This is a genomic window from Aeromonas sp. QDB03, from assembly GCF_027707985.1.
Classification (GTDB): Bacteria; Pseudomonadota; Gammaproteobacteria; order Enterobacterales; family Aeromonadaceae; genus Aeromonas; species Aeromonas hydrophila.
In genome coordinates this window covers 16,220-35,008 of record NZ_JAPCJG010000014.1, presented here as the reverse complement: position 1 = coordinate 35,008, position 18,789 = coordinate 16,220, and the positions used below count along the sequence as shown (strand labels likewise).

Below are 18,789 nucleotides of genomic sequence, written 5' to 3'. Positions count from 1 at the left end.
GTTGTCGCCGATCACGTCGCCGTCATCTGCCGCAGGCAAATGTGACGAACATAAAAAAGCCGGTGCAGTTGCACCGGCCAAAAGGCGTTGGAAAACTCGAACCTGCGGGGTTTACCAGTTCTTGCCGAAGCGGGCATCCAGGCTGAAGGCCCCTGCACCGGCTGCCGCCAGGGCCAGGAAACCACCGGCCACGGAGACGTTCTTCATGAACATCAGCATCTGCATCTGGTCGGCAGGCTGATAGTGGAAAATAAAGGCGGCCATCAGGGTGAAACCGGCCATCAGCACGGAGAGGCTGCGGGTAAACAGGCCCAGCATGATGGCGAGGCCACCGCCCAGCTCCAGCAGGATCACCAGCGGCAGGATGAAACCAGGCACGCCCATGGCTTCCATGTACCCCTGGGTACCGGCGTAACCGCCAATCTTGCCCCAGCCCGCAATCACAAACATCAGAGCCAGCAGAACGCGACCCACCAGCAGTGCCAAATCTTTCATCTTGTCCATTTCAATATCCTCGTTTTGCGTCACATCACCGCTGACTGCTTCAGGGTAGGTCAAATAACAGGGCTTGGCTGGCACTCGCGGCCACCAGATCCCATTTGGGCTCATCACGACTGAGAACCCCGTCGCCGGGTCGGGCAGCCAGACCGTTGGCGGCAAGCTCCCCTGAAATCATCTGCAGGTAGCCGTGTCGGCCGGCCAGCTCCCAGGTGAGGCTCTCACCCGGTTCAAGCTGCAAACGCCAGACGCGGGCCTGCTGGCGGATCCTGAAGGATCCTGCCTCGCCGTCCGGTGACGCCACCAGCGTCATGCCCGGATTGGCTTCAATCTTCTTCTGCTGATAGCCGGGTGTCGTGCCGTGTTCGTTCGGCTCGATCCAGATTTGCAGCAGGGAGAGCGGCTCGGTCTGCGAGGGGTTGTACTCGCTGTGCCGGATGCCGGACCCCGCGCTCATCAGCTGGAAATCCCCCGCCGGGATCTGCTCGGCATGGCCGAGGCTGTCCTTGTGCTCTATGGTGCCTTGCAGCACGCAGGTCAGGATTTCCATGTTGGCGTGAGGGTGGGTCGCGAAACCGCCACCCGGCGCCACCAGATCCTGATTGATGACCCGCAGCACTGAATGCCCCATCCAGTCCGGGTCGTAGTAGTGCCCGAAGGAAAAGCTGTGGCGCGCATCCAGCCAGCCGAAGTTGGCCTTGCCGCGCGCTTCTGCGGCTCTCAATTTCATCATGGTGTGCTCCTCACGTACCGATACGGTTGATTAACGCTGCTTGCCGCTACCGATGCCGAACGGAATGCGGTAGTCGCTGCTCTGCTCACCCAGGCTCACGGTCAGGTTGCCCTGGGTGCGGCTCGGGATCTGTACCTGCTGGCTGCCCATCAGGTTGGCATGGACGGAGGCAACCAGGTCGCCAGACTCGTCACGCACTTCCAGCATGGGGTTGCCCTTGCCTTCCACCGCGGCGGTGGCGTGCCAGTTCACAAACAGCACACCCGGGGCGGCGTTGAGGTCAGCCGGGACGGAAGCCTGAGCAAAACCTGCGGTCATCAGGCCTGCAACGGCCAGCATCTTGATTACGTTTTTCATGTTCATTCACTCTCTTGGTTTTATGTCATTGCCAAGGCCGCTGTGGCCAGAATCAATGCATCCATGCAAGAGGTCATTCAAATAGTGTGTTGTTCTTTCACCGAAGTCAGACTCCCTGATTGATGGAGTCACAGTCTGGAACTACCCGTTTATTTGGCTGCTTGGCGTTCCTGCCTAAGCGTTGATTGAATATTAAAGACACTTGGCCTAACTTGTTAGCGAGATAAACTGGTAAACATGTTCAAAAAAATTGAAGGCAATTTATGGCCAAGGAACTGAACAAGGAACGGGCGCTGACCCTGGAAGCCATCCGGGTGCTGGATGCCATCGACCGCCGTGGCAGCTTCGCGGCGGCGGCCGACGAACTGGGCAAGGTGCCCTCGGCGCTGAGCTACACGGTACAGAAGCTGGAAGACGAGCTGGACGCCATGCTGTTCGACCGCAGCGGCCACAGAACCAAGTTCACCCCGGCGGGTCGCATGCTGCTGGAGCGGGGTCGGGTTCTGCTGGAGGCGGCCGAGCACCTGGTGGGCGAGACCCGGGCGCTGGCCCGCGGCTGGGAGACCGACATCACCATCGCCGTCGATGCCCTGGTGCCGCTGCAGGCGCTCTACCCGCTGGTGGAGCGGCTGGCCGAGCTGACCGATACCAGGCTGAGGTTTCGCGCCGAGGTGCTGGCGGGCAGCTGGGAGTGTCTGGAAGATGGCCGGGCCGACCTGCTCATCTCCTCCCTCAATCCCGACATCATGATGACCGGCATCAAGCACCAGCCGCTGCAGGAGGAGGTGATGCTCTACGTCGCCCACCCGGATCATCCCCTGCATCAGGAGCCCGAGCCCCTGGCGGACGATACCCTGCGCCGCTACCGGGCCATCGCAGTGGCCGACACGGCACTGCGCAAGCCGGTGCTCACCTATCGCCTGCTCGACAAGCAGCCGCGCCTGACCGTCAGCACCATGGGCGAGAAGCGCGACGCCCTGCTGACGGGGATCGGGGTCGGCACCATGCCGCTGAGCTGGATAGAAGAGGACATCCGGGCCGGACGGCTCAAGGTGATCAGCCCCGAGTATCGCCACCAGATCCAGGTCGTGCTGGCCTGGCGGCGCGACACCATGGGCAAGGCCAAGAGCTGGCTGATCCGGGAGATCCCCAAGCTGTTTCCCTGCAAGGGGGAGTAAGACGGGCGGTAACAGAAAGGAGGGGGCAAGCAGCGACAGCGGGCTGCCGGTGCCCCGCCGCTTGACGGCGGGCGCAAATTCGGAGAAAAGAAAAAAGCGGCCCTCTTGCGAGTTCCGCTCAATGCCAGGAAAGAATAAAAACCTTGCGGTTTAAAAAACCCTTAAATTGGAAGCAAACAATCGATTTCTCAACCAGGAAGGTCTTGAATCCGATTCGTGTTGAATTATGCGCGATGTTTTATGCGCCACCAGCAAAATGTTGAATGGTTGAAGGATATGCACCGCAGAGTATCACTATCTGCAACCTTCTACTCAGACTGGTCTGGCCATTTCCATCGATTACGCCGGGTTTGTTTCCTCTGGTTTTTTTAAGTATCAGTATCTGAGCCCATAACGACAAAAGAACTCAGTTTCTGACACAACATAACGATGCAGATAAAGGAATAGTTGCATGACCTATAGCCAGACCCTGGCCAACAATATTCTCGACACCCTGAAGAAGACCCTGACCGACAAGGGGATCCGCTATCAGACCCTGGCAGAAGCCATGGGCGTCTCCATCGCCACCGTCAAACGGATGATGAACAAGCCCTCCCTGCCGTTCGATACCCTGCTGGAGATCTGCCACCTGGTGGGGCTGTCGTTCGAGGAGCTGCTGGACCGCACTCAGGATGCCCAGAGCCGCCGCGCCGTCTTCACCCAGGAGCAGGACGAGGCCTTCCACAAGGAGCCGGGGCTATACGCCTTTCTCGCCAACATCTTCTGGCGCGACAAGACGTTAATCGATCTCAAGCGGGAGTACGGCCTGACCGATGCCTCCTGCTACCTCTATCTTCGCAAGCTGGAGAAGCTCGGCATCCTGCAGCTCGGCATCGACAACAGCTACCACTTCCTCATCAGCGAGCGGATCAGCTTCGAGCAGCACAGCCGCTTCGCCCGCCAGCAGGCGCGCCAGGCCATGTCCGTGCTGGGGGACTATCTGGTGGAGAACATGCACAAGTCCAACAACTACATGGCACTGTGCCAGCTCCACCTGGACGAGAGCGAGGCGATGACGCTGATCGAGCGGATGAAGGAGTACTGGCACCAGGAGCTCAAGCTCAATCGTCCCGCCATCGGCCAGCGGGAGGGCAGCAAGACCTACACCATGTCACTGCAGCTGGCCGACTGCGGCTACCAGAGCTTCGACGACCTGATCCCCAATATCGACAACTGATCCCGGCGGATCCCGCGGGATCCGCCTCCCCTACTTTTCACGCAGGCATGGCCCGCCAGAGCACGCTGGATCACCCCTGATCCGCAAGCTGGATCTGCGCCGGCCTGTCGAATGAAGGCGGCTGTAATGCCCGCGTATCCAGACAGATACGGATCGCATCCGGCCGCCAGTGTTCGATATCGCAATCCACCAGAGCGCCCCGCTCGTCATAGTTGACCCGCACCAGCCGCAGCACCGCGCTCCCCTCCGCCAGATTGAGGGCGCGGGCGATGGCGCCGCGCGCCGCCGAGGGGATGATCTCGAGACTCGCCCCACCCTGGCCTATGCCATAGCGCTGCTGATAGATCTCGGTGAGGGAGCTGGCCAGCGGCGCGCTGGCGATATCGGGAAAGCGGCTGGCCAGCAGATGGTGGCTGACGTGCAGCACCGGGCGACCATCGATGAGACGCAGGCGGCGGATCTCATAAAGCGGGGTAAAAGGATCCAGCCCCATCCAGCGGCAGAGTTCACTGCTGGCCAGCTCGCTGCCGTGGGCCAGCACCCGGGTTTCGGCGGTGCGCTGCTGCTCGCCGATCCACTGGTGAAAGTGGGTGTGAATGGCGGGATCGTAGGTGAGGCGAGGCGGCGCCACGAACCAGCCACGCCGTTCGGCCCGGTAGATAAGGCCGTCTGCTTCGAGGCTCGAGAGCGCCTCCTTGATGGTGATGCGGGTGGTGGCGAAGCGCTCGCTCAGCGCCCGCTCGGCGGGCAACTGCTGCCCCGCCGCCAGCTGGCCGCTGCCAATATAGCGGCGCAGGGTCTGGCAAATCTGTTCACACTTGGAGGCGCGGCCATCGGCCGCGACCCGCTCGCTCAATCTCGATTCAATCACGCTCATGTCCCTGTCGCTCATCCTGACTGCGGCGGCTGGCCTAGCCCTTGTTGGCTCAGCCAGTGCTGGAGTAGTCCAGCTTCACTTGGGTTCAGAGTTGTAACCGCTGTGGATGACAGCGACATGACAGGGCAATTGTCATCAAACTGCCATCAAAGCGCCCCGCCACCGTCATATTTCCCCTCTAGCATCCCTCTCGAACCTTAACTGACCTAGTCCAGAGGGATGGGATGATGAAAAGCGTGATCGCAAGTGCACTGGCCCTGGTGGCCATCAGTCAGCCACTGTTTGCCGCCGACAATATCGCGGATCTCGAGAAGGCCGCTCGCGGTGAAGGCCAGCTCAGCAGCATCGGCATGCCCGACAGCTGGGCCAACTGGAAGGATACCTGGCAGCAGCTCGGTAGCATCTACGGCATCAAGCATCAAGATACCGACATGAGCTCGGCACAGGAGATCGCCAAGTTTGCCGCCGAGAAGGCCAATGCCACCGCCGACATCGGTGACGTGGGCGGCGCCTTCGGCCCGGTAGCGGTCAAGCAGGGGGTCACCCAGCCCTACAAGCCCTCCACCTGGGCCGACATTCCCAACTGGGCCAAGGATGCCGACGGTCACTGGATGCTGGCCTATACCGGCACCATCGCCTTCCTGATCAACAAGGATCTGGTCAAGGCTGCCCCGACCAGCTGGCAGTCCCTGCTGGGTGGCGACTACAAGGTGACCCTGGGTGACGTCGGTGTTGCCTCCCAGGCCAACAACGGCGTGCTGGCGGCGGCCTATGCCACCGGTGGTAGCGAGAAGAATCTCAAGCCCGCCCTGGAGCTGTTCGGCAAGCTGGCCCAGCAGGGTCGCCTGTCGCTGAGCGACCCCACCATCGCCAACATCGAGAAGGGCGAGGTGGAAGTGGGTGTGCTGTGGGACTTCAACGCGCTGAACTACCGCGACCAGATCGACCCCAAGAAGTTTGAGGTGGTGATCCCGAGCGACGGCTCCGTCATCGCCGGTTACACCACCATCATCAACAAATGGGCCAAGAACCCCAACGCCGCCAAGCTGGCACGGGAATACATCCTCTCCGACGCCGGCCAGATCAACCTGGCGCGCGGCTATGCCCGCCCCATTCGCAGCAACGTGACCCTGCCGGACGACGTCAAGGCCAAGCTGCTGCCGGCCGAGCAGTACGCCAATGCCAAGCCGGTACAGGATCACGCCGCCTGGGAGCAGAGCTCCAAGGCCCTGCCGCGCCAGTGGCAGGAAACCGTCATGATCAACATGCAATAAGGAGCGGCCAGTGCAACACAAGGTGATAGTGGTACTTGTGGATGGCCTCTCTGCCGAGGTAGCCCATTGCATGGGCTACCTCGCAGGCATGGTGGAGGCGGGCCAGGGGTTGCAGGCAACCCTGAGCTGCGCCCTGCCCTCCCTCTCCCGGCCCCTCTACGAGTGCATCCTGACCGGCGTCCCGCCGTTGGAGAGCGGCATCACCCACAACGGGGTGAGCCGTCTCAGCCGGCAGGAGTCCATCTTCCATCTGGCCCGCGTGGGCGGCAAACGAACCGCGGCGGCGGCCTACCACTGGGTGAGCGAGCTCTACAACCAGAGCCCCTGGCAAGCGGCCCGTGATCGCTTCACCCATGACGAGCGACTGCCCATCCAGCACGGCTGCTTCTACTGGGATGACAACTACCCCGACAGCCATCTGCTGATGGACGGCGAGTGGCTGCGCAGCCAGTACGACCCCGATTTCCTGCTGATCCACCCGATGGGGGTGGATGATGCCGGCCACCAGTTTGGTCTCGATTCCCGCCAGTACCGCAATCAGGCGCGCCGGATGGACAGCCTGCTGGCCGACCTGCTGCCCCAGTGGCTGGCGGAGGGGTATCAGGTGGTGATCACCTCGGATCACGGCATGAACAACGACTTGAGCCACGGCGGCACCCTGGCCGAGGAGCGCCGGGTACCGCTCTGGCTGTTTGGCGATGCGTTTGTGGCCCAGTGGCCCGCCGGCCCCGCCATGCAGCAGACTCAGCTCTGCGCCCTGATGGCCGACCTGCTGGGTGTACCCCACGACAAGCCGAGCGGCCCGCCGCTGCTCAAGGCTGGCAACCAGCCGGAGGTGCACTGATGATGCCCGCCACCACCGAGATCCTCGAGGATCAACCCGCCATCACTCGGCGCCGGCTGCGCCGCTACTGGCTGCCGGCCCTGGTGCTGCTGCCGTTTGTCCTGCTGATGATCCTGTTCCAGCTCGCCCCCATGGTGTGGGTGCTGGTGGGCAGTTTTCAGACCCCCGATGGCTGGGGCCTCGACTACTACCGGGAGATTTTGAGCTCCCCCTTCTACCTGCAATCGTTCGGCAACTCGCTGCGCATCGCCGGTATCGCCAGTCTGGCGGGGCTGGCCATCGGCACCCTCGGGGCAGCGGCGTTACGTCACAGCGGCGAGCGGGTCAAGCGGGTGCTGCTGGCCTTTGTCACCATGACCGGCAACTTCAGCGGTGTGCCGCTGGCATTCGCCTTTATCATCATTCTCGGCATCAATGGTGCAGTGACCCTGCTGCTGAAATCCTGGGGATTGATCGACGGCTTCAACCTCTACTCGGGGTCGGGCCTTATTCTCATCTACACCTACTTCCAGATCCCGCTCGCCCTGCTGCTGCTCTATCCGGCCTTCGATGCGCTGCAGGATGAATGGCCGCAAGCGGCCGCGCTGCTGGGGGCGAGCAAGGGGCAGTATGTGTGGCACGTGGCGCTGCCGGTGCTGACGCCTGCGCTGCTCGGCACCCTGATCATCCTGTTTGCCAACGCGGTGGGGGCCTATGCCTCTGCCTATGCCCTCACTACCGGCAACTTCAATCTGGTGACCATCCGGGTGGCCAGTCTGGTCTCCGGCGATATCTTCCTCGAACCCAATATGGCGGCGGCGCTGGCGGTGATCCTGATGGTGCTGCTGGGGGTAGTGACGGCCGCCAACCAGTGGCTGCTGAAAAAGAGCTATGTGAACAAGGGGCAATCCCATGCATGATTTGACGCCGCGCTGGCCCAAGTGGGTGCTGGGTGGGCTGGTCGCCACCCTGCTGCTGCCGCTGCTGGCCACCTTTCTCTACTCCATCTCCACCCGCTGGGGGGCGACCCTGCTGCCGGATGGCTTCACCCTCGACTGGTATCTCAAGCTGTGGGGCGACCCGCGCTTTCTGGCGGCATTTGGCCGAAGCCTCCTGGTCTGCTTCGCCACCCTGTTGCTGGGCACCCTGGTGCTGGTGCCCACCGTGCTGGTAGTGGCCTACTACTTCCCCAGGCTGGATCCCTGGATGAACTTGCTGATCCTGCTCCCCTTCGCGGTGCCGCCGGTGGTCTCCTCGGTCGGGCTGCTGCAGATCTATGCCGACGGTGTTCTGCCCATTATCGGCACGCCGTGGATCCTGATCGGCACCTGGTTCACCGTGGTGCTCCCCTTCATGTATCGGGCGCTGGCCAACAGCCTGCAAGGGGTGCCGCTGAAAGATCTGATGGATGCCGCCCACCTACTGGGTGCGAGCAGCACCCGCGCCTTCCTGCTGGTAGTGATCCCCTGCCTGCGCAAGGGGCTGCTGGCGGCGCTGTTTCTCTCGCTTTCCTTCCTGCTCGGCGAGTTCGTGTTTGCCAACATGCTGGTGGGCACCCGTTACGAAACCCTGCAGGTCTACCTCTACAACATGCGCGCCACCTCGGGCCACTTCACCAGCGCACTGGTGATGAGCTACTTCCTGCTGACCCTGCTGCTCACCTGGGCGGCCAACAGATTTCATCGGTGAATCAACATGTTCCATCTAGAAGTGAATCAACTGCACAAATCCTACGGTGACACCAGAGTGTTCGAGGGGATTGAATTCGGCATCCGCAAGGGGGAGCTGGTGACTCTGCTCGGCCCCTCTGGCTGCGGCAAATCCACCCTGCTGCGGGCGCTGGCCGGGCTCACCCCGGTGGATGGCGGTCAGGTGCGGGTGGCCGGTGAAGAGATCACCTGGCAGGAGCCCCAGAAACGGGGCATCGGCATGGTGTTCCAGAGCTATGCGCTGTTCCCCAACATGACGGTGCGGGACAACGTCGCTTTCGGCCTCAAGATGAAGCCCCAGCCGGGACGTGATCTGGCCGCCAGCGTGCAGGAGGCGCTTGAGCTGGTGGAGCTGACCGGCTTCGAGCGCCGTTATCCGGCCGAGCTCTCCGGTGGCCAGCGTCAGCGAGTGGCGCTGGCCCGGGCTCTGGTGGTGCAGCCGCGGATCCTGCTGCTGGACGAGCCGCTCTCGGCGCTGGATGCCCGTATCCGCCGCAGCCTGCGCCAGCAGATCCGCGAGATCCAGCAGCGCCTTGAGCTCACCACCATCTTCGTCACCCACGATCAGGAGGAGGCACTGACCATGTCGGACAGGATCTTCCTGATGAACAAGGGATCCATCGTCCAGAGCGGTACGCCGGAGGAGATCTATACCCGTCCCGCCAGCGAGTTCGTGGCGAGCTTTATCGGCAACTACAACCTGCTTGGCGCAGAGCAGGGCAAGTCGCTGTTTGGCCCCCGTTTTCAGGGCAAGCTGGCGCTGCGACCCGAGTCTCTCTCCCTGCTGCCGGCCGGCGCCCACAGCGATGAACCTCACCTGCCGGGGGTCATCAGCGGGCGGCAACTGCTCGGCAACGTGATCCGCTATCAGGTGAACTGCGCGGCGGGCCTGCTGACGGTGGACTGCCTCAACCGCTCCGCCGGCGATCTGCTGGCCGTGGGCAGTGCCGTGACCCTGGTGGTGGCTCAGGATCAGCTCTGTGAGGTAGCATGACGCCGCATTTCATTTCCATTTTCACTGCGAGGAGCGCCCATGGCACTGGCACTGTTTGATCTGGACGAGACCCTGATTGCCGGGGATTCCGCCAGCCTCTGGCTGGAGTACATGGTGGCCGAGGAGCTGGCTCCGGCCAGCATGATCGCCGAGGAGCAGGCGATGATGTCCCTCTACCATCAGGGCAAGATGGACATGCACCAGTACATGGCCTTCACCCTGCAACCGCTGGCGGGCAAGACGCGCCAGTGGCTCGACTCGCTCTGCGCCCGCTTTGCCGAGCAGGTACTGCGCGATCGTATCTACCCGGAGGGGCTGGCACGCATCGAGTGGCACCGCCAGCGCGGCGACGAACTGGTGCTCATCTCCGCCTCCGGCGAACATCTGGTGGCCCCCATGGCGCAGATGCTGGGGATGGATCACTGCGTGGCCATCCTGCTGGACGAGGAGGCCGGCATGCTGACCGGCCAGACCCGCGGCACCCTCAGCTTTCGCGAGGGCAAGGTGGCCCGCATCAACCAGCTGTTTGCCGCCAGCGCCAACCCCTGGCAGGAGAGCCACGGCTACAGCGACTCCCACAACGATCTACCGCTGCTGCAAGCGGTAACCCACCCCCACGCGGTCAACCCGGCGCCCGGTCTGCGTCAGATCGCCATCGAGCAGGCCTGGCCCACCCTCGACTGGCAGCTGGCCTCCTGAATGAAGAAGAGGCCCTCAGGCCTCTTCCTTGCTCAGCAGTGCATCGTCGGCAGGGGGCGCATCCTCCTGTCTCTTCGCCTCCGGCCTGCCCAGATAGATGCGGTTCTTGCCGTCGCGTTTGGCCCGGTACACCTCGGCATCGGCGATCTCCAGCAGCGTCTTGCCATCCATCCCCGCCTGACTGGCTACCAGCCCGCCGCTGAAGGTGATCCTGAGCTCGGGCTCGCGCCAGTCTAGTGACTCCACCCCCTTGCGGAACTGCTCCAGCAGCATCTGGCAGAAGTGAATGTCCGGGTTGACCAGCAGCACCACCAGCTCCTCGCCGCCGTAGCGGCAGACCCAGCCGTGATCCCCCAGCAGTCGCATGCCCAGCTTGGACACCCGCTTGAGCACCACGTCCCCGGTCTGATGGCCGAAGGTATCGTTGACCCGTTTGAAATCGTCCAGATCCACCATGGCCAGGCAGAACGGCTGATGCTCGAACAGCAGACGATTGACGCGTTCATCGAAGAAACGGCGGTTGTAGAGGCCGGTCAGCTTGTCGAGATTGGCCTGCTGGCGCGCCTCGTGATAATCCTTGCTCACCTCCGCCAGCTCGGCATAGACGTGTCTGAGCTCGCGCATCCCCCCCTGCGGCACGTCATCGGGCTGCATCCGGCTCGCCCGGATCATGCTGGAGATCTCGTCGAGCATGCGGCGAAAATAGCGGGACCAGACCAGCGCCAGCATCACGTAGAGCACGCAGGCCAGCGCCACCATCAGCTGCACGTTGAGGGAGACCCGCTCCACCACCGCCATCACGCTGGCCGCCGGCTGCACGCTGATCAGCACCCAGTTGCGCTCGGGCAGCTTGCTGTAGGCCACGAACTGGCTGGAGGCCTTGTCCAGAAAGATGCCGTCCTCCTGGCTGAAGCGGGAGAGCCACTCGGGGTGGGCCATGGGTTTGAGCAGTTGGGCGGTGTCAGGATGTGCCAGCACCTTGCCGGACTGGTTGACGACCATCTGGTAGCCATCCCCCAGCTGGCGATTCAGCTGGGCGGAAAAGGGGGCCAGGATGGCATCCATCGCAAAGACCCCGCGCACCTTGCCCTCCTTGTCGGTCAGGGCCCGCGCCAGGGCGATCACCAGATTGCCGTTGGTATAGTCGTAATAGGGCTCGGTCCAGACCATCTTGCCCACGTGCTGGCTGGCCAGCTGATACCAGGGGCGAACCCTGGGATCGAAGTTGGCATCCGCCTGCCAGGCGGGGTAGATCAGCATCTGGCGTTCGGCGGTACCGATGTAGATGTAGACCAGATCGGCCATGACCCCCTTGTAGAGCTGCCACTCCTTCAGATAGGTCTCGGTGTTGTGCAGACGGGGGCCGCTGATGTCCGCCACCTGCACCTGGTCGTAGATGAGGGTGAACTGGCGCTCCATCTCGTGCAGATAGGGTTCGATGAAGACGTGACGCAGCTGGTGATTGGTGGCGAGCAGGCGCTGTTGCAGCTCGTTTTGCAGACTGCGTTCCATGTGCAGGTAGTAGATACCCCCCAGCATCAATACCGGGATGAACAGCAGAAGCAGGCCCAGACGCATCCGGGCAACCAGGGACCAGGTTTTTTTGGAGACCGCTCGTTTATCCAATCCTGACTCCTGCTATTGCCAGACAACGCGTAGTGTCAGAATATCAGCAGCGCGAGATGGCGTCCAAAGGGAAGCTGACCATCTGCTCAACGAGAGGTAATCGACAAGGATGCTGAACCCGGATCTGTTGATGGCGCTGCACTACTGCGCCGTGATCACCCTGACCGGAGCGATCACCTCCGAATATTTTCTGTTCCGTCGCGGCATGTCCATCGAGCAGGTGCGCAAACTGCTGCTGGCCGATGGCCTGGCGGCGCTGGCCCTGCTGCTCATCTTCATCACCGGGGTGTTACAGGTGCTCGCCCACCCCGACGAGCCGTCCGTGCTGCTCGCCAATCCGGGCTACCGCACCAAGCTGCTGCTGTTCTGCGTGATGGCCATCAGCTTTGGCTATCCCAGCCGTCTCTTCTACCGCTGGCGCCGCTCCCTGCGCCAGGGGCGCGCCCCCATGGTCTCCATCCAGCAGCAGTTCTGGGTGATCTGGATCCTGCGCGGCAACCTGCTGCTGCTCGCCCTCATCCCCCTGCTGGCCGGCATCGCCAACGGTTGAGCCGCACGAGCTGCGGCAAGGCCGTGGGATAACCGCTCACACTGCCAACCTCATCGACAGCTAAAGACAAATCCCCCCGCGCACGGTTATCTTGGAGGCTGGAGTTTTGCGGCACGGCCCTGCCCGTCCGTCTTTCAGGGATGAATCTATGCGTTCGAACATGATGTTATTGATGGCCGCCGCCATCTGGGGGCTGGGCTTCGTGGCCCAGCGGCTCGGGATGGATCACATGGGGCCTTACACCTTCAACGGCCTGCGCTTTCTGTTGGGGGCCGCCTCTCTGCTGCCGCTACTGTGGTGGCTCAAGTCTCGGCAACCCAGTGCCCAGCACGGTGATCGGCGTCTGCTGCTGACCGGCGGCCTCATCGCCGGTACCGTGCTGTTCAGCGCTGCCTCGCTGCAACAGGTGGGGCTGCTCTATACCACGGCAGCCAAGGCGGGTTTCATCACCGGTCTCTACATCATACTGGTGCCGGTGATCGGGCTCGCCCTGCGCCACAAGACGGGGGCCAACACCTGGGTTGGCGCCCTCATCGCCATGGCAGGGCTCTACTACCTCAGCGTCACCGAGGATTTCACCATCGGCTACGGCGACCTGCTGCAGGTGGTGGGCGCCCTGTTCTGGGCCGTACACCTGCTGGTGCTGGATCACTACTCGAGCCGGGTCGCCCCCATTCGCCTCGCCGGCGTTCAGTTCGTGGTGTGCGGCCTGCTCAGTCTGGGCACAGCGCTGGTCATCGAGACACCCAGTCTGAGCGGCGCGGTGGCCGGCTGGCAGGCCCTGCTCTATGCCGGTCTGGTGTCGGTCGGGGTGGGCTACACCCTGCAGGTGGTGGGTCAGCGCGGCGCCCACCCGGCCCATGCCGCCATCATCCTCAGTCTGGAGACGGTGTTCGCCGCCATCGGTGGTGTGCTGTTGCTGGGGGAAACCCTCGACGAGCGCGCCATGGTCGGCTGCGCCCTGATGCTGGCAGGCATGCTGATCTCCCAGATCCGCCTGCGCTGGTGGTGGAAATCCCGGCGGGACAAGGTGCCCAGCCAGCCCTGATACAGCGGGTATGCCGGAACGCCAGTCACCCCAAACAAAACGAGGTGCCCAGGGCGCCTCGTTTTATGGCCGCACGCCTAGCGTACGCTGGAGCAGAAGCTCACGTCGTCGCGCAGGGGATCGTTGCTCACGCTGTGGTAGAGCTCGAAGCAGGGGCCGCTGCCAAACTCCAGCCCGGCCGCGACTATGTCACCCACATGCTCCTGCCAGCGCGGTCCGTACTGGTTGCGGTCGGTGATGAGGTAACGGGACTGGGCATAACGGCCAGCCGGAATGAGCTGGGTCTCCACCTCTCCCTCACCCCGGGTCTGGGGCGGCACAGTGATGCCGATGTCGGTGCGGCACTGGGCCGGCGGCGTCACCTCCGGGTTGTCGTGGTAGATGAAGATCCACTCCCCGCCCTCCAGCCCGCGCGCTGCGGCCCACTGGTGCAGACGGCCGCAGACGGCATCATAACCCTCGCCATAGGGACCGGTGACCCGCACATAGGCCAGGGTGCGGGCGTCCATCTCGACAGTTTTCATGGTGTTGCTCCTTGCTGATGAGTGGCCTTCAGCATAAGGGGACGGCCCATCCCATGCGTGTCCATCCTTGCTCTCCAGGTGTCCATTCTTGCTCTTGTCACTGCGAAACGCGCCCGGTGTGCAGCCATAGTAGCGACGAAAGGCCTTGGCAAAGGCCTGGGAGCTGCCTAGCCCCGCCCCCAGCGCGATGGCGGTGATGCTGGCATCGGTGTAACAGAGCTGCCAGGCGGCCCGCTGCATGCGCAAGCGCCGGCACATCTCCCCCGGCGCTTCCCCCACCACGGCGGTGAACACCCGGTGAAAATGGTAGAGGGAGAGACAGGCCCGCTCCGCCAGCGCCTCGATGGAGAGATCCGGATCCTGCTCCAGCGCCCGCAGCACCGGGATGAGCCGGCGGCGGTAGTCGATCATGGCCGGATCCTCGCCATGTAGAGGGCATCCACGTACTCCCCCTGACGAAAGGCGTAGCCACGGGCCAGCCCCTCCTCGACGAAACCGAACTTGCGATAGAGCGCCAGTGCCCCCTGATTGTCGGTGTAGACGGTGAGCTCGACGCGTTGCAGGTTGAGCCAGTTGTCGGCCATCTCCAGCGCGGCCCCCAGCAGGGCGGAGCCCACTCCCTTGCCGGCCCAGTCATCCCGTACCCCCATGCCGATACAGGCCACGTGCTTGCGCCTGGGGTTGGGCTCCATATGCAGCGAGAGCTGGCCCACCAGCAGGCCGTCGACCTCGGCCACCAGCGCCACTACGCTGCCGCTCTCCAGCCGCTTCTGCCACACGCCCAGAGTCGGATAGGGCAGTTGCAGGGTGCCCGCCTGGGCGTTGGGCATGGCATAGAGATCCCGCAAGGCGGGGGCATCGGCCGGTTCGGCGTGACGAATGGTGATCTGCATCTGAGGCTCCTTCTCGAAAACCTCATCATGCAGCATCAGAAGGGTCCGGTCATCCCCCCAGCCCCACCCATTTGTGATGCCTATCAAAGGGCGAGGGAGGGCCCATTGGTTCCCTGGTTTTTCCTTGTTATAGACTCAAGGCTCACCAACAAGGAGAAGCACCATGAACGACAAGACCCTGCACAGTGCCAATGGCGCCCCCGTTGTCGACAACAACAACAGCCTCACCGCCGGCCCCCGCGGCCCGGTGCTGATGCAAGACATCTGGTTGATGGAAAAGTTGGCTCACTTCGATCGGGAACGGATCCCGGAGCGGGTGGTTCACGCTAAAGGCTCGGGCGCCTACGGCACCTTTACCGTGACCCATGACATCAGCGCCTTCAGCAAGGCCGACCTGTTCAATGCCGTCGGCAAGCAGACCCCGGTGTTCCTGCGCTTCTCCACCGTGGCCGGTGAGAAGGGCGCCGCCGACGCAGAGCGCGACGTGCGCGGCTTCGCCCTCAAGTTCTACACCGAGCAGGGCAACTGGGACCTGGTGGGCAACAACACCCCGGTGTTCTTCATTCGCGATCCGCTGAAATTCCCCGACTTCATCCACACCCAGAAGCGGGATCCGCGCACCAACCTGCGCAGCGCCACCGCTGCCTGGGACTTCTGGTCCCGCCATCCCGAGTCCCTGCACCAGGTCACCATACTGTTCAGCGATCGCGGCATCCCCAAGAGCCTGCGCGAGATGAACGGCTACGGCAGCCACACCTTCAGCTTCATCAACGACGCCAACGAGCGCTTCTGGGTCAAGTTCCACTTCAAGACCGAGCAGGGCCACAGCTTCTACACCGATGAAGAGGCCGCCACCGCCGTCGGCCAGGATCGGGAGACCAGTCAGGCCGATCTGTTCAACGCCATCGAGCGGGGCGACTTCCCGCGCTGGAAGGTCTATGTGCAGGTGATGCCGGAGGCCGAAGCCCAGACCTACAAGATCCACCCGTTCGACCTCACCAAGGTGTGGCCGCACAGCGACTACCCGCTGATCCCGGTCGGCGTGCTGGAGCTCAACCAGAACCCGGACAACTACTTCGCCCACGTGGAGCAGGCCGCCTTCACCCCGGCCAACGTGGTGCCCGGCATCGGCTTCTCGCCGGATCGCATGCTGCAAGGCCGCCTGTTCTCCTACGGTGACACCCAGCGCTATCGCCTCGGCGTCAACCACGGCCTGCTGCCGGTCAACGCCCCGCGCTGCCCGTTCCACCACGGTGCCCACCGCGACGGCGCCATGCGGGCCGACAGCAACGGTGGCGCCAGCCCCAACTACCAGCCGAACCGCTTCGGCACCCAGCAGCCGAGCGAGCAGCACGAGCCGGCACTGAGCCTGGAAGGGGCCGCCCTGCACTACGATTTTCGCGACTACGACAGCGACTACTACAGCCAGCCGGGCAACCTGTTCCGGATCATGGACGAGGGGCAGCGCTCACGCCTCGCCGCCAACCTGGCGCGTTCCCTCGTCAATGTGGAGGATGACGCCATCGTCGCGGCCCAGCTCAAGCACTTCGAGCAGGCCGACCCCGAGTACGCCAAGCGGGTCGAACTGGCACTGGCCGCCCTGCAGCGCTAAGTCGCAGGCAGTCAACATCTGCAAAAGCAAAACGGGGGCCTGCTGGCCCCCGTTCTCGTCATGACGGTATTTGATAGATAAAAAACGGAGCCCAAGGCTCCGTTTTCACTGCGGTATCCATCCCGGACGCAGCGCCCTCGCGCTCTTCCCGCTCCCTTGCCAACAGGCGTTTGTACCACCCGTTACGGCAAACATGCTGTGCATAGGCAGAGTGTCACAGTGAGCGTCTGCGGTGATGAATAAAAAACAGAGCTCAAGGCTCTGTTTTCACTGCTGTATCAATCCCGGACGGAACGCGCTTCGCGCTCTTCCCGCTCCCTTGCCAACAGGCGTTTGTACCACCAGCTACTGCGACGACGTTGTGCATTGGAAGAGCGACGAGCCATTTCTTAGGTTCCAGCCAAGAGAGGAAAAGAGCCGCATTATGCGATAGAGGTCACGTCCATGTCTTTAGCTGGATCAAGAAAAGCCTCACTGACCGACGCTGATGATGCCGCTCTTCGTCGCCTTTCCGGCCGCATCCGACGCCCTTTGCGGCTCGCGCCAGGCCAGCGGCCCGTTGCTCTCCAGCTCGTTTTGCGGGGCGCACTCCAGCCAGCTGTCGCCCTGCTGGATCCTGGCACCCAGCGAATATCTCTGATCCTGATACCAGCAGACTCGCTCCGGCAGCGAGCCCAGCGGCAGCACCAGTTCGGTTCCCACTTCCGCCCGCTTCGGCTCTGCCGCCACGCCAGTGCCGGTCGCACCGCCCAGCAGTGCCAGCCACAGCCAGCCACCTACCCTCTTGCCCAGATACATGATGTCTCTCCTCGCTCGATAGAAGGTTCAGGCGACCGGAAACGACACAAACTTGATTAATAAGCAGCGCCCTCGCTGGCATTCCCAAGCCAATATGATAGCCTGCCAGCGCCTGCTCATGCCCGTCAAAATAGGTGCAGGAAAACCCCGGTGGATTTGTCGGTTCTCGACGAATATAACCTTATTAATCAAATCGTTATTTGGATATTATCCCAATGCGTATCATGCCGTTGCTCCAGGCGGCCTGCCTGAGCCTGATGTTGTCCGCCTGCGTCGCCCCCCTGTTGATGATGAGCCCCACCAGCCAGCTGATGTGGGCCCTGCTCAAACCTCTGGTCGGCTTCGACCCCAATGAAGCCAACCTGTTTGAACAGCCGCTGATCAAGGACCGGATGACCAGCATCCTCGGCCCCAATTACGACAGCACCATGCAGTTGCTCAAGACCGCCAACGAGCTGCAGCAGGAGGGGCCGCTGTTCTACGTGGTCTCCCGCTACGCCCCCGTGCCGGACGTTGCCAAGCAGGCCGGCATGGTGTGGAACTCACAGACCAACCAGATGTCCGTCATGCTGCTCAAGGGGGACGGTACGCCCCAGGTCTTTGGCGAGAACCTGGCGGCCGGCGCCCCGAGCTGGCCAACCGAGATGCAGAACTGGCAGACGCAGGGCAATCCGGCAACCAGCGCACTCACCGGCGCCACCAACAGTCTGACCGGCTCGGCTACCAAGAGCCTGACTGGCGCCGCCACCACCAGCTCGGTATTTGGCAGTGTGCTGGGTTCCCTGCAGCAGGGCGCCAGCAAGACCATGGCTGACACCACCAAGCAGGTCGTGAGCGGCGCCGCTACCTCGGCCCAGCAACAGGCCGGCAAGGCAGCCAGCAGTGCCACTTCCACCGTGCAGCAGCAGGCCACCAAGGCCGTCACCGAGCCGGCCAAGCAGGCGGTCAGCAACGCCACTGCCACCGCGCAGCAGCAGGCCACTAAGGCCGTCACCGAGCCGGCCAAGCAGGCGGTCAGCAACGCCACCGCCACCGTGCAGCAACAAGCTGCCAAGGCCGTGGCCGAGCCGGCCAAGCAGGCGGTCAGCAGCGCCACCGCCACCGTGCAGCAGGCCACCAAGACTGTGACCGAACCAGTCAAGCAAGCGGCTAGCAGCGCCACTGCCACCGTGCAGCAGCAGGCAACCAAGGCCGTCACCGAACCGGCCAAGCAGGCGGCCAGCAGCGCCACTGCCACCGCAACAACGGCGGCGGATGCGGCCGCCAAGGCCGAGGCCGCGCGCGCCGCTGCCGAAGCCGAGATGGAAGCCCTGCTCAAGTAAGCCCCTCACCAGGCCATCGCAAGATGGCCTGGCTGTTTTCCGCCCCCTCGCTCCCCAC

The 18,789-nt window shown here is 63.1% G+C and carries 20 protein-coding genes; 12 read left to right on the top strand and 8 right to left on the bottom strand.

Annotated elements, in window-relative coordinates:
- Positions 1–111: 111 nt before the first annotated feature.
- Genes PG900_RS21120 through PG900_RS21110 form a run of 3 tightly spaced genes read right to left on the bottom strand, consistent with a single transcriptional unit; the run spans position 112 to position 1,594 of the window.
- Complete coding sequence (locus PG900_RS21120; RefSeq protein ID WP_016352231.1) at positions 112–504, bottom strand: DoxX family protein; 393 nt, start codon at positions 502–504, stop codon at positions 112–114.
- 40 nt (positions 505–544) lie between these two features.
- Positions 545–1,231: a pirin family protein gene (locus tag PG900_RS21115; protein ID WP_042006079.1), complete on the bottom strand. Its 687-nt coding sequence runs from the start codon at positions 1,229–1,231 to the stop codon at positions 545–547.
- 30 nt (positions 1,232–1,261) lie between these two features.
- Positions 1,262–1,594 carry a hypothetical protein gene (locus tag PG900_RS21110; RefSeq protein ID WP_011707661.1) on the bottom strand — a complete coding sequence of 111 codons (333 nt, stop codon included), beginning with the start codon at positions 1,592–1,594 and terminating at the stop codon, positions 1,262–1,264.
- A 257-nt stretch (positions 1,595–1,851) separates the two neighbouring features.
- Between PG900_RS21110 and PG900_RS21105 the strand changes: the two genes are divergently transcribed.
- Entirely contained in the window at positions 1,852–2,766 is a 915-nt protein-coding gene (locus tag PG900_RS21105) for a LysR family transcriptional regulator (RefSeq protein WP_270832201.1), read from the top strand.
- A gap of 451 nt (positions 2,767–3,217) precedes the next feature.
- On the top strand, positions 3,218–3,982 hold the full coding sequence (locus PG900_RS21100; protein WP_158196518.1) for a helix-turn-helix domain-containing protein: 765 nt from the start codon (positions 3,218–3,220) through the stop codon (positions 3,980–3,982).
- 70 nt (positions 3,983–4,052) lie between these two features.
- Here the strand turns inward: PG900_RS21100 and PG900_RS21095 are convergent, their stop codons facing one another.
- Complete coding sequence (locus PG900_RS21095; protein WP_442866160.1) at positions 4,053–4,859, bottom strand: UTRA domain-containing protein; 807 nt, start codon at positions 4,857–4,859, stop codon at positions 4,053–4,055.
- A gap of 227 nt (positions 4,860–5,086) precedes the next feature.
- Here PG900_RS21095 and PG900_RS21090 point away from each other — a divergent pair, with 227 nt between their 5' ends.
- Genes PG900_RS21090 through PG900_RS21065 form a run of 6 tightly spaced genes read left to right on the top strand, consistent with a single transcriptional unit; the run spans position 5,087 to position 10,358 of the window.
- Positions 5,087–6,133: an ABC transporter substrate-binding protein gene (locus PG900_RS21090; RefSeq protein WP_270832197.1), complete on the top strand. Its 1,047-nt coding sequence runs from the start codon at positions 5,087–5,089 to the stop codon at positions 6,131–6,133.
- A 10-nt stretch (positions 6,134–6,143) separates the two neighbouring features.
- On the top strand, positions 6,144–6,977 hold the full coding sequence (locus PG900_RS21085) for an alkaline phosphatase family protein (RefSeq protein WP_270832195.1): 834 nt from the start codon (positions 6,144–6,146) through the stop codon (positions 6,975–6,977).
- Entirely contained in the window at positions 6,977–7,876 is a 900-nt protein-coding gene (locus tag PG900_RS21080; protein ID WP_270832193.1) for an ABC transporter permease, read from the top strand. The genes PG900_RS21085 and PG900_RS21080 overlap by 1 nt, the downstream gene beginning before the upstream one ends.
- Positions 7,869–8,645, top strand: a complete 777-nt coding sequence (locus PG900_RS21075; RefSeq protein ID WP_270832191.1) for an ABC transporter permease — start codon at positions 7,869–7,871, stop codon at positions 8,643–8,645. The genes PG900_RS21080 and PG900_RS21075 overlap by 8 nt, the downstream gene beginning before the upstream one ends.
- A gap of 6 nt (positions 8,646–8,651) precedes the next feature.
- A complete protein-coding gene (locus PG900_RS21070; RefSeq protein ID WP_270832190.1) occupies positions 8,652–9,659 on the top strand; it encodes an ABC transporter ATP-binding protein in 1,008 nt (335 codons plus the stop codon).
- A 39-nt stretch (positions 9,660–9,698) separates the two neighbouring features.
- Entirely contained in the window at positions 9,699–10,358 is a 660-nt protein-coding gene (locus PG900_RS21065) for an HAD family hydrolase (RefSeq protein WP_270832189.1), read from the top strand.
- Between the two features lie 15 nt (positions 10,359–10,373).
- On the opposite strand, the gene PG900_RS21060 is transcribed toward PG900_RS21065, so the two are convergent.
- Positions 10,374–11,984 (bottom strand): sensor domain-containing diguanylate cyclase, encoded by a 1,611-nt coding sequence (locus tag PG900_RS21060; protein WP_039215952.1) that lies wholly within the window; start codon positions 11,982–11,984, stop codon positions 10,374–10,376.
- A 109-nt stretch (positions 11,985–12,093) separates the two neighbouring features.
- Here PG900_RS21060 and PG900_RS21055 point away from each other — a divergent pair, with 109 nt between their 5' ends.
- Both PG900_RS21055 and PG900_RS21050 read left to right on the top strand, forming a co-directional pair.
- Positions 12,094–12,534, top strand: coding sequence for a DUF2214 family protein (locus tag PG900_RS21055; RefSeq protein ID WP_011707672.1), 441 nt, complete (start codon positions 12,094–12,096; stop codon positions 12,532–12,534).
- A 148-nt stretch (positions 12,535–12,682) separates the two neighbouring features.
- A complete protein-coding gene (locus PG900_RS21050) occupies positions 12,683–13,582 on the top strand; it encodes a DMT family transporter (RefSeq protein WP_270832187.1) in 900 nt (299 codons plus the stop codon).
- A gap of 77 nt (positions 13,583–13,659) precedes the next feature.
- Here the strand turns inward: PG900_RS21050 and PG900_RS21045 are convergent, their stop codons facing one another.
- Both PG900_RS21045 and PG900_RS21040 read right to left on the bottom strand, forming a co-directional pair.
- Entirely contained in the window at positions 13,660–14,517 is an 858-nt protein-coding gene (locus PG900_RS21045) for an AraC family transcriptional regulator (protein WP_270832186.1), read from the bottom strand.
- A complete protein-coding gene (locus tag PG900_RS21040; protein ID WP_017410779.1) occupies positions 14,514–14,999 on the bottom strand; it encodes a GNAT family N-acetyltransferase in 486 nt (161 codons plus the stop codon). The genes PG900_RS21045 and PG900_RS21040 overlap by 4 nt, the downstream gene beginning before the upstream one ends.
- A 163-nt stretch (positions 15,000–15,162) precedes the next feature.
- Here PG900_RS21040 and PG900_RS21035 point away from each other — a divergent pair, with 163 nt between their 5' ends.
- On the top strand, positions 15,163–16,611 hold the full coding sequence (locus PG900_RS21035; RefSeq protein ID WP_049048067.1) for a catalase: 1,449 nt from the start codon (positions 15,163–15,165) through the stop codon (positions 16,609–16,611).
- 471 nt (positions 16,612–17,082) lie between these two features.
- Here the strand turns inward: PG900_RS21035 and PG900_RS21030 are convergent, their stop codons facing one another.
- Complete coding sequence (locus PG900_RS21030) at positions 17,083–17,409, bottom strand: YnjH family protein (RefSeq protein ID WP_270832185.1); 327 nt, start codon at positions 17,407–17,409, stop codon at positions 17,083–17,085.
- Positions 17,410–17,624: 215 nt separating this feature from the next.
- Between PG900_RS21030 and PG900_RS21025 the strand changes: the two genes are divergently transcribed.
- On the top strand, positions 17,625–18,731 hold the full coding sequence (locus tag PG900_RS21025; RefSeq protein ID WP_270832183.1) for a hypothetical protein: 1,107 nt from the start codon (positions 17,625–17,627) through the stop codon (positions 18,729–18,731).
- Positions 18,732–18,789: the final 58 nt, after the last annotated feature.

Coding starts and splice junctions, on each gene's coding strand:
- PG900_RS21065 (WP_270832189.1), top strand. CDS start 9,699: ATGGCACTGGCACTGTTTGATCTGGACGAGACCCTGATTGCCGGGGAT.
- PG900_RS21075 (WP_270832191.1), top strand. CDS start 7,869: ATGCATGATTTGACGCCGCGCTGGCCCAAGTGGGTGCTGGGTGGGCTG.
- PG900_RS21025 (WP_270832183.1), top strand. CDS start 17,625: ATGCGTATCATGCCGTTGCTCCAGGCGGCCTGCCTGAGCCTGATGTTG.
- PG900_RS21035 (WP_049048067.1), top strand. CDS start 15,163: ATGAACGACAAGACCCTGCACAGTGCCAATGGCGCCCCCGTTGTCGAC.
- PG900_RS21045 (WP_270832186.1), bottom strand. CDS start 14,517: ATGATCGACTACCGCCGCCGGCTCATCCCGGTGCTGCGGGCGCTGGAG.
- PG900_RS21050 (WP_270832187.1), top strand. CDS start 12,683: ATGCGTTCGAACATGATGTTATTGATGGCCGCCGCCATCTGGGGGCTG.
- PG900_RS21080 (WP_270832193.1), top strand. CDS start 6,977: ATGATGCCCGCCACCACCGAGATCCTCGAGGATCAACCCGCCATCACT.
- PG900_RS21120 (WP_016352231.1), bottom strand. CDS start 504: ATGGACAAGATGAAAGATTTGGCACTGCTGGTGGGTCGCGTTCTGCTG.
- PG900_RS21055 (WP_011707672.1), top strand. CDS start 12,094: ATGCTGAACCCGGATCTGTTGATGGCGCTGCACTACTGCGCCGTGATC.
- PG900_RS21070 (WP_270832190.1), top strand. CDS start 8,652: ATGTTCCATCTAGAAGTGAATCAACTGCACAAATCCTACGGTGACACC.
- PG900_RS21105 (WP_270832201.1), top strand. CDS start 1,852: ATGGCCAAGGAACTGAACAAGGAACGGGCGCTGACCCTGGAAGCCATC.
- PG900_RS21095 (WP_442866160.1), bottom strand. CDS start 4,859: ATGAGCGTGATTGAATCGAGATTGAGCGAGCGGGTCGCGGCCGATGGC.
- PG900_RS21090 (WP_270832197.1), top strand. CDS start 5,087: ATGAAAAGCGTGATCGCAAGTGCACTGGCCCTGGTGGCCATCAGTCAG.
- PG900_RS21110 (WP_011707661.1), bottom strand. CDS start 1,594: ATGAACATGAAAAACGTAATCAAGATGCTGGCCGTTGCAGGCCTGATG.
- PG900_RS21115 (WP_042006079.1), bottom strand. CDS start 1,231: ATGATGAAATTGAGAGCCGCAGAAGCGCGCGGCAAGGCCAACTTCGGC.
- PG900_RS21040 (WP_017410779.1), bottom strand. CDS start 14,999: ATGCAGATCACCATTCGTCACGCCGAACCGGCCGATGCCCCCGCCTTG.
- PG900_RS21100 (WP_158196518.1), top strand. CDS start 3,218: ATGACCTATAGCCAGACCCTGGCCAACAATATTCTCGACACCCTGAAG.
- PG900_RS21030 (WP_270832185.1), bottom strand. CDS start 17,409: ATGTATCTGGGCAAGAGGGTAGGTGGCTGGCTGTGGCTGGCACTGCTG.